The following is an 8,702-nucleotide window of genomic DNA, read 5'->3' on the forward strand; positions in this document are numbered from 1 at the left end:
TCACCTCACGCACACCACACCCCAGCAACGGATCCACCAACGCACAGACCTCATCCAGCGCCTCAGCGAACACCGGGAAACCCTCGGCCAACTCACGCCCCATACCAAGACGCTGCGACCCCTGACCCGAAAACACCGCGGACACCGCACCCGACAGAGCGGGACCGGGGGTACCCGGCACAGCCCCCGCCAGCCGCTCCAACGCGGCAAGCGCCTCGGCCCGCTCCCCCACCACCACCGCACGGTGATCGAAAACCGAACGCGCCGTCACCAGCGAACGCGCCACATCCACCAAAGACAGCTCAGGACGCGCCACCAGGTGATCACGCAGAGCCGCCGCCTGACCCGACAACGCCGCATCCGACCTCGCCGACAACACCAACGGAACCACGCCGCCCGCAACCGCCGGCACGGGCGCCACCGACGNCGCCGACAACACCAACGGAACCACGCCGCCCGCAACCGCCGGCACGGGCGCCACCGACGTCTGCTCGACAGGTTCCGCCACGAACTGCTCAAGAATCACGTGCGCGTTGGTGCCGCTGATGCCGAACGACGACACACCCGCGCGCAAGGGGCCGTCCTCACGGGCCCATGCGCGCTCCCGCGCCAGCAGCTCCACACCCGTGCCGTCCCACTCGACCTCGCCGGTGGGCTTGTCGGCGTACAGGCTGCGCGGCATGACACCGTTGCGCAACGCCATCACCATCTTGATGACGCCCGCGACACCCGCCGCCGCCTGGGTGTGACCGATGTTCGACTTCAACGAACCGAGATACAGCGGGTTCTCCGCCGTCCGGTCCCGGCCGTAGGTGTTGATCAGGGCCTGGATCTCGATCGGGTCGCCCAGCCGCGTGCCCGTACCGTGCCCCTCCACCACGTCGATGTCGGCGGTGGACAGACCGCCGCTGGCCAGCGAGTCCAGGACGACCCGCTGCTGTGACCTGCCGTTGGGCGCGGTGAGGCCGTTGGACGCGCCGTCCTGGTTGACCGCCGAGCCCCGGACGACCGCCAGCACCTCGTGACCGTTGCGCAGCGCGTCGGACAACCGCTCGACCACCAGCATCCCCACGCCCTCGGACCAGCCGGTGCCGTCGGCGTCTGTGGAGAACGACTTGCAGCGGCCGTCCGGAGCCAGCCCGCCCTGCCGGCTGAACTCGACGAAGGCGCTGGGTGCCGCCATCACCGTCGCACCGCCCACCAGGGCGAGGTCGCACTCGCCCTGCCGCAGTGCCTGACCCGCCAGGTGCAGCGCCACCAGCGAGGAGGAGCATGCGGTGTCGATCGTCAGCGCCGCCCCCTCGAGCCCCAGGGTGTACGCGATACGTCCGGACAGCAGGGACGTGGAGACGCCGGTGATCCCGTAGCCCTCCAAGCCCACGCCGCCGCCCTGCACGTCGAAGCCGTAGCCCTGCGGGGCCGCGCCGATCACCACGGCGGTGCGGCTGCCCCGCAGCCCGGCCGGATCGATCGCCGCATTCTCCAGAGCCTCCCAGGAGGTCTCCAGCAGCAGCCGCTGCTGGGGGTCCGTGCCCAGCGCCTCGCGGGGCGAGATGCCGAAGAAGCCCGCGTCGAACGCCGCGGCCCCGTACAGGAAGCCGCCCTCCCGCGTCAGGGTGGTGTTGGGCCGCTCCCCGCTCGGGTCATACATCCGCTCGGTGTCCCAGCCCCGGTCGGCGGGGAACAGGGATATGGCGTCGGTGCCGGTGGACACCAGCTTCCACAGTTCCTCGGGGCTGCGCACCCCGCCGGGCAGCCGGCAGGCCATGCCGACGACGGCGATCGGGTCGGCGTTGTCCCGGGCCTCGTACTCGCGCAGCCGCTGCTTGGCGAGGCGCAGGTCGGCGCTGACCTGCTTGAGGAAATGCCTCATCCGGTTCTCTGTCGGCGCCGAGCCGTCTGGTGTGAGTGCTGACACTGATGGACCTTTCGGGGAATGCGGGCTCAGGAAGCGGAACCGGAACGGATGAGCCGGGTCATGAGATGTCGAACTCGCGACCGAGCATGGAGAGCAGTTCCTCGTCCGTCGCGCTGTCGAGTTCGTCCTCGGAGACCTCGGGCGCGGCGGTGCCGGCCGTCTCACCGGTCTTCCAGCGGGCGAGGAGGGAGGTCAGGCGCATGGTGATCCGCGACCGGCCGACCGAGTCGGTGTCCACCGTGGCCAGCACGGCCTCCAACTGGCCGAGCGCGTCCTCGGCCGAGCCGGCGGCCGGACCGGCTTCGGCCCGGAGCGATTCCAGCAGGAACGTCGCCACCGCGTCCGGGGTGGGGTGGTCGAAGGCGAGCGTGACCGGTGTGTCGAGTCCGGTCTTGGCGTTCAGCCGCTTGCGCAGGCCGACGGAGGCCAGCGAGTCGAGTCCCAGGTCGCGGAAGGAGCGATCCGGTTCGACCTGCGAGCTGTCCGCGTAGCCCAGTTCGGCCGTGGTCTCGGTGAGCACCAGTTCCAGCAGGGCGGCCCGCTGTCCAGCCGGGTCCAGGGCCAGCAGCTCGCGGCGGAACGCGTCGGAGGTGGCGGTGTCCTCCCGCGGGGCGTCCAGGGCCGTGCGGGACTGCGGGAGTTCGTCGAGCAGCGGTCGCGGCCGGGCCGCGGTGTAACTGGTGATGAACGGCGCCCAGTCGACGTCGGCGACGGTGACCGCCACCTCGTCGCGGTCCAGTGTGCGCTGGAGCGAGTCGATCGCCTTCGCCGGCGGCATGGCCCGCAGGCCGATGCGGCGCAGGTGCCGCGCGGTGTCCTCGTCGACCATGCCGTCGTCCGCCCAGACGCCCCAGGCGACCGACGTGGCCGCGGCGCCGCGTGCCCTGCGACGCTCCACGAGGGCGTCGAGGTAGGCGTTGCCGGCGGCGTAGGCGCCGCTGAAGGAGCTTCCCCACACGGCGGCGATGGAGGAGAAGACCACGAACGCGTCCAGGTCCGCGCCGAGCAATTCGTCCAGCACCCGGGCACCGTCGATCTTCGCCGCCACCACCGACGCGAACTCCTCGGTGCTCATGGCGTCGATGGGGGTGCCCTGGGTGACGCCGGCCGCGTGGAAGACCGACCGCACCGGCGTGCCCTCCCGCTCCAACTGCGCGAGCAGTCCGGCGACCGCCTCCCGGTCCGCGACGTCGGCGGCGACGGCCCGGGCCGCCACACCGGCCGCGTTCAGCTCGGACAGCAGCTCCGCGGCGCCCGGGGCGTCGGCGCCCCGGCGCGACAGAAGCACGATCGAGCAGTCGCCGTGCGCGGCCAGCCAGCGGGCGACATGCCCACCGACCGCTCCGGTCCCGCCGGTGATCAGCACCGTTCCCGAGGGCTTCCAGGGCCGCGCCGGGGCGGTCGCCGGGGCGGTGAGGAGCCGGCGGGCCCACAGTCCGCCGCCACGGATGGCCAGTTGGTCCTCTGGGCCGACCGTGGTCAGGATCCCGCCGAGCAGCGCGGCCTCCTCGGCCCCCCAGGAGTCCGGGAGGTCGATCAGGCCGCCCCAACGCTCCGGGTGCTCCAGGCTGACGACCCGGCCGAGCCCCCACACGGCGGCGCCGTCCGGTTCGGCCCGCAGGTCGTCGGCACCGGTGGCCACTGCCCCGGTGGTCACGCACCACAGGGGGGCATCGATCCCGGCGTCGCCGAGGGCCTGGACGAGCACCAGCACGTCCGCGGCACGGCCGGACCGGCACAGCACACCGTCGATCTGTCCCAGCGTGGCCAGTTCGGCGGCGAGCGCGGCGCGGTTCGTGCCCGGCAGCGCGACCGACAGCGGCCGGCCGAACAGCGTGTCGAGGGCATCAGCGGTGCCGTCGGCGGCGACCAGCCAGCGGCCGGGCACCTGCTGGGCCCGTCGCGGGTCGGCCAGTGCGGTCCACCCGACGCGGTAGCGCCAGCCGTCCATCGCCGACCGCGACGCGGTGTCGCGCCGCCAGCGGGCCAGCGTCGGCACCACGGTGTCCAGGCCCTCGCCAAGGCCGAGTTCGCTGCCGAGCTGTTCCAGGTCCTCCCGCTCCACCGCGTCCCAGAACCAGGCGTCCGTCCCGGACTGCGGCATGGTGGTTTCGGCCGGCGCCAGCCAGTAGTGCTCGTGCTGGAAGGCATACGTCGGCAGCGGCAGTCGCTCGCGCGGGGTCAGCACCGTGGTCCAGTCGACGGGCAGGCCCGCGGTGTGTGCCTCCAGGAGCGACAGCAGGGCGCGGTCCGGTCCGCCGATGTCCCGGCGCAGGGTGCCGACCGGCACGCCGATGGCGCCGGTCGCCTCCAGGGTCTGCTGGACGCCGATCGCCAGCATCGGGTGCGGGCTGGCCTCCAGGAAGAATCTGAATCCGTCGGCGGCCAGCGCCTCCAGGGCGTCCTGGAACAGCACGGTCTGCCGCAGGTTGCGGTACCAGTAGTCGGCGTCCAGTTCGTGCCCGGCGAGGCGAGTGCCGGTCACCGTCGAGTAGAGCGGGAAGGCGCCGTCGCGCGGCGTGATCCCGGCGATCTGTTCGAGGAGTTCGTCCCGCACCTCCTCCATGGCCGGCGAGTGGGAGGGGAAGTCGATGTCGATTCGCCAAGCCCACACCCCGTCGGCCTTGCACTGTTTGGCAAAGGCCCGCAGGGTCTGCGCGTCGCCGGAGACCACCACGGATTCGGGGCCGTTGACGGCGGCGAGCGAGAGTGCGCCGTCCCACGGCGCGATGCTCTCCCGGGCGCGCTCCGCGGACATCCCCACCGAGATCGCGCGACCCCGGCCGGACAGCTTGAGCAGCAGCCGGGAGCGCACGACCACGACCCGGGCGGCGTCCGCCAGGGAGAGGGCGCCCGAGACGCAGGCGGCGGCGAGTTCGCCCTGCGAGTGGCCGACCACCGCGTCGACGGGTACTCCCCATGACTGCCAGAGCCGGGCCAGCGACACCATGACCGCGAACAGCGCGGGTTGCACGACGTCGATACGGGCCAGCAGCTTGCCGTCGGGGTCGGTCACCGCCTCCAGCAGGTTCCAGTCGACGAGGCCGGACATCACCTCGGCGCACTGGCGCAGCGCCGCGTCGAACACCGGGGATGACGCCATCAGTTCACGCGCCATGCCGGCCCACTGGCCGCCCTGCCCGGGGAACATCAGCACCGCGCCGCCGTCGCCGGCCACGCCCGAGAGGGTGCCGAGCGGCAGGCTGTCGCCGGCCACCAGGGCGTCCAAGCCGGCCAGCAGCGCGTCCCGGTCGGCGGCCAGCACGGCGGCGCGGTGGTGGAACAGCTCGCGGGTGGTCGCCAGCGACCACGCCACGTCGGCCGGCTGCGCCTGCGGCGTGGCGCGCAGGAAGGTCCGCAGCCGGTCGGCCTGCCCGGTCAGCGCGGCGGGGGACGTGGCCGACAGCACCACCGGCACGGCCGATGCGGTCCCGGCTGTCGGCGCCGAGCGCGCACCGGTGTCGTCGGGGCCGTCGGTCACGGCGGGCACCGGGCGGGCGTCGTGCTCCAGGACGACGTGGGCGTTGGTACCGCTCATGCCGAACGCGGACACCGCGGCGCGGCGCGGGCGCTCCACCACCGGCCAGGGCAGCGCCTCGGTGAGCAGCCGTACGTGTCCCTCGCCCCAGTTGACCTCGGTTGTCGGGGAAGCGATGTGCAGGCTTCGGGGCATGACGCCGTGCCGCATGGCGAGCACCGCCTTGATGATGCCGCCGACGCCGGCCGCCGCCTGGGTGTGGCCGATATTGGACTTGAGGGAGCCGAACCACAGCGGGTTGGTGGCGTCGCGGTCACGTCCGTAGACCTCGACCAGTGTCTGTGCCTCGATGGGGTCGCCGAGCGGGGTGGCCGTGCCGTGCGCCTCGACCATGTCGACCTGGTCCGGAGCGACCTGGGCCGCCCGCAACGCGGCCTCGATCACCCGGCGCTGCGAGGGCCCGTTGGGCGCGGTGAGGCCGTTGGAGGCGCCGTCCTGGTTCAGCGCGGTGCCGCGGACGACGGCGAGGACTTCGTGGCCGTTGCGCCGGGCGTCCGACAGCCGTTCCAGGAGGAGCATGCCCGCGCCCTCCGACCAGGCTGTGCCGTCCGCGTCGTCGGAGAACGCCTTGCAGCGACCGTCGGGGGCGAGCGCGCGCTGCCTGCTGTACTCGCTGAAGACCATCGCGCTGGCGATGACCGCCACGCCGCCGGCCAGCGCGAGCGCCGTCTCGCCGCGGCGCAGCGAGTCGCAGGCCAGGTGCAGGGCGACCAGCGCCGAGGAGCAGGCGGTGTCCACCGTCAGGGCCGGCCCTTCCAGGCCCAGGGTGTAGGAGATGCGGCCGGAGGCGACGGCGGGTGCGATGCCGGTGACCACGTGCCCTTCCACCTGCGGGGGGACGGCGGATGATCCGGCGCCGTAACTGTGGGCCGAGGCGCCGACCCACACCCCGGTGGCGCTGCCGCGCAGTGACGCCGGCACGATGCCGGCGCCCTCCACCGCCTCCCAGGAGGTCTCCAGCAGCAGCCGCTGCTGGGGATCCATCGCCAGGGCCTCGCGCGGCGAGACGCCGAAGAACGGGGCGTCGAACTTCGCGGCGTCGTCGAGGAAGCCGCTCTCGCTGACGTAGCTGCGGCCAGGCGCGTCCGGGTCCGGGTCGAAGAGCGTGTCCAGCGGCCAGCCCCGGTCGGTGGGCATGGGGCCGATCGCGTCCACCTCGCCGGTCACCAGGTCCCACAGCTTCTCGGGTGAGTCGGCGCCGCCGGGGAACCGGCAGCTCATCCCGATGATCGCGATGGGCTCGGCCAACTGATCGCGCATCTCCTGCAGGCTCTGCTTGGCGGCGCGCAGGTCGGCGGTGACCCGCTTGAGATAGTCGCGGTACTTGTCTTCATTGGCCATGACGGCTGGCTCCTGGGTGCATGCTGGTGCGGGTGGTGGGCAGGGGAAGGGATCAGTCCGTTCCCAACTCCCGGTCGACGAGCGCGAAGATGTCGTCGTCGTGCTCGCTTTCGAATACGTCGTCGAGGTCGGTCGCCGGCCGCTTCTCCGCGGCGTCCTCGCGGCCGTCGGTCCACCGCCACAGGAGGGCCTCCAGGCGCGAGGTGATGCGGCGCCGTTCGGCGTCGCCACAGTCCTGCTCCGACAGCATCTGGCCCAGCCGGTCGATCTCGGCGTGCACCGGCGAGACGGCCTCCGCGGGTTCGACCAGCTCCAGCAGCCGGTCCGAGAGCGCGGCCGGGGTCGGGAAATTGAAGACCAGCGTCGTCGGCAGGGTGAGTCCGGTGGCCTCCATCAGCCGGGCACGCAGCTCCACCGCGCCGAGCGAGTCCAGGCCCAGCGTGGTGAAGGCCTGGTCGGGCGCGACCGCGTCGGCGGAGCCGTAGCCGAGCACGGCCGCCGCCATCTGCCTGACGATCGCCACGAGCCGTGCTCGCCGGTCGGCCTCGGACAGGCCGGCGAGTTCGGCCGACAACATGGGGGTCCGTCCGGCGGTGGGGCCGTCCTGCTTGCCGGCCAGCCGGTGCAGCAGCGGCGGCAGGCCCGGCTGCGAGGCCCGGGCGCGCAGGGTGCGCAGGTTGAGCGGTGCGGCCAGCAGCAGCGCCTCGCCGTCCGTGGTGGTCGCGACGTCGAACAGTCCCAGACCCTGCCGGGCGGGCAGCATGCCGAGTCCGGCGCGCTCCAGGCGGCGGATGTTGGCGTCGGAGAGCTCCGCGGTCAGCTCGCTCCTCTCCTGCCACAGCCCCCACGCCAGTGACACCGCGGGGAGGCCCGCCGCGCGGCGGTGCTGAGCCAGTGCGTCCAGGAACGAGTTGGCCGCCGCGTAGTTGCCCTGTCCCGGTGCGCCGAGGACGCCGGCGGCGGAGGAGAACAGCACGAAGGCGGCGAGGTCGAGGTCCCGGGTCGCCTCGTGCAGGGCCCACGCCACGTCGGCCTTGGGGCGCAGCACCGTCGTCATGCGTTCCGGCGTCAGCGCGCCCACCACGCCGTCGTCTATCGCACCGGCGGCGTGCACGACGGCGGTCAGCGGGTGGGCGGCGGGCACCGCGGCGAGCACGGCCTCGATGGTCCCCGGCGCGGTGAGGTCGCCCGCGTGCACGCGGACGTCGGCACCCAGTTCGGTGAGCTCCTCGCAGACCCGCGCCGCGCCGGGGGCATCCATGCCGCGCCGGCTCAGCAGGAGCAGGTGGCGCATGCCGCGTTCGGCGACCAGGTGCCGGGCGACCTGCAGCCCGAGGCCGCCCGTGCCGCCGGTGATGAGCACGGTGCCCTGCGGATCCCAGTCGGCGGCGAGGGTGCGGACCCGGCTGCCGTCGACCACGCTCTCCTGCCCGGCCTCGGGGCGTGGCAGCTCCGGCAGCTCCGCCAACTCCTCCGGAAGGGGGCCGTATCCGGCCTGCTCCGGGTCGATGCGCGCGGTGTCCCGGCCGGTCACGTCGGCCGGCACCGGTACGGCCTGTGTCCCGGAGGCGTCGCCGTCGGCGGCACGGGCGGTGACAAGACCGATCCGGCGGCCCGCGAGAGTCTCGGTGAAGGTCTGCCTGAACTCCGCCGTTCGCGAGGACGCCAGGTGCGCTGCGTCCAGGCCGAGCGCCCGCAGCGCGCCGCGCACGGTGGGCGCCGCGGTGGCGAAGACCTCCGTGCCGCGGTGCCGGGCGAGCGCCACGACAGCCAGCTCCGTCAGGGTGGCGGCGTCGTGCACCAGCAGCGGTTCCCCGGCCGGCACCTGGGCCAGCACGCCGGCCGCCCGCAGGTAGGCCGCGGCGGACGCCGCCCGGCCGTACGACCAGCCGGCCGGCACGGCAC

At 73.4% G+C, this 8,702-nt stretch carries 2 protein-coding genes and 1 pseudogene; all 3 read right to left on the reverse strand.

Features of this window, described 5'->3' with window-relative positions:
* The coding region (locus EEJ42_RS09310; RefSeq protein WP_148081907.1) for a type I polyketide synthase at positions 1-1,873 on the reverse strand (1,873 nt) is incomplete at its 3' end.
* Between the two features lie 103 nt (positions 1,874-1,976).
* Positions 1,977-6,797 (reverse strand): annotated as a pseudogene (locus tag EEJ42_RS09315) (type I polyketide synthase); the annotation flags it as partial.
* A gap of 52 nt (positions 6,798-6,849) precedes the next feature.
* On the reverse strand, positions 6,850-8,702 hold a 1,853-nt coding region (locus tag EEJ42_RS09320), incomplete at its 5' end, for a type I polyketide synthase (RefSeq protein WP_148081908.1).

Origin of the sequence: Streptomyces botrytidirepellens (assembly GCF_003721215.1) — a bacterium.
GTDB classification, from domain to species: domain Bacteria; phylum Actinomycetota; class Actinomycetes; order Streptomycetales; family Streptomycetaceae; genus Streptomyces; species Streptomyces himastatinicus.